Below are 1,524 nucleotides of genomic sequence, written 5' to 3'. Positions count from 1 at the left end.
TTCTACTTTGTCAGAACACCTGTCACTATTCGTTAAGTTGCTGTTTGCGATAGGCCGAATCGATGGCGGCCTGTCGTTTTCGGTGGCGGACTTCCATCTGGCGGAGGATCTCCTCCAAGGTGGTATCCCGTCGGGGAAGGAACTGGTTCAACAACGCGCGGATATCCGTGCCACTCAGCAACGGTCGGGTCTGCTGATGCAGTTGACGCTCTTCCAATAGAAACAGCATGGCCATCATGACCAGCGTCATGTGATGGTGCCAGCCCCGCCAACCCCGGACCTGGTAGTCGCCCAGCCCGACATCCTGTTTGCCTTGTTGCAAGGCGCGTTCGATCCAATAGCGCTGCCCTTGCATGAAGGCCAGCCGGGGTGCCGGCGTGTCCGCCGGGGCGTTGCTGAGGCTGTATTTGATCTCGGTCGGCGTGTCGATCTCCCGGCGCACGATCAAGTGCCATGGCCGGGCCTGGGCTTCCTCACCATCCCATAGCCACACCCGTCGATGCAGGATTTCCACTCGCAACGGGCCTTTCGTGCCGGCGCGCAAGGTGACCGATGGCCAGGCGGTGGCCGGTTGCTGCTGGGTCCAGAGGTCGACTCGCACCGCCAGGGTTTGCGCCCGCGGGCGGGTCGGGTGACGACCGTGGGTCGTTTTGGCTGGCGGGACGATCGGCTGCGGATCGTCCAGATAAATCCGCTGGTCCTTGTGCACATCCCCGACGAAGATCTCTCCTTGCGCGTCGAGGGCGCGCAGGAAGGTCGGATCACTGCCATAGAAGCCATCAAAGCCCACCCAGGCAAAACCGATATTCTGCTGGCGGGCGTGGGCGATCATCGCCAGGGCCAAGTCGATTTTGCGCTGGAAACCGCGCTGTATCTTGGGAATGCCGGCCGCTTGGCAGCGCGCCGGGTCGTTCGTCCACGCCTCCGGCAAAAACAACCGTTCGTCGATCAAGGTCACGCCCGTGCCCCGGCTCAGCGCGGCAAACACCCCGACCTGGCAGTTCTCCACTTTGCCCAACTGCCCGCACCACTGGCGGGCCACCCCCACCGAGTGGGTCCCTTGTTTCGGACAGCCGCTCTCATCGATCAGCAGGGCGCTATCGGCGTGTCCCCCCAAGAGCCGGTTGGCCTCTTGGGCCACGTGATCCAGTACCGCCCGCTCGGACCAAGCCGACTCGCTCAACATATGCTGTAGCGCTTGATGGTCCGCATCGGGAATCGCCTCCTCCATCCGTTCCATGTTCTTGGTTTCCGCTTGCAGCAAACCCCGGACATAGTGCCGAGCCGCCGTCTCGACCGTTCGGGTCCTCTGGCGGAAGTGACCGCCGAAGCGGTCGCAGAAGTCCAGGAAGCGCTGACCGATCCCGGCCAGCAACCCCACCCCGGCGTCAGTAACCGAGTTTTTTTATCACGTCCGACGATACTTCTTTCATACGTTACTCCATCAGGTCTTGTCTTTTGATCCAGGTCGGATTATCTTCATTTACTGATAAAAATCAAATACATGAATCTGACAAAGTAGAA

The 1,524-nt window shown here is 60.7% G+C and carries 1 protein-coding gene; it reads right to left on the bottom strand.

The genetic code is table 11. The features are described from left to right. Positions 1-25: 25 nt before the first annotated feature. A complete protein-coding gene (locus CTR53_RS20935; RefSeq protein WP_290818368.1) occupies positions 26-1,381 on the bottom strand; it encodes an IS701 family transposase in 1,356 nt (451 codons plus the stop codon). Positions 1,382-1,524 lie beyond the last annotated feature (143 nt).

Origin of the sequence: Ferrovibrio sp. (genome assembly GCF_002796975.1) — a bacterium.
GTDB lineage: Bacteria > Pseudomonadota > Alphaproteobacteria > Ferrovibrionales > Ferrovibrionaceae > Ferrovibrio.
Note: the sequence above shows the minus strand (reverse complement) of the source record. Positions and strands in the feature narration are given on the sequence as shown.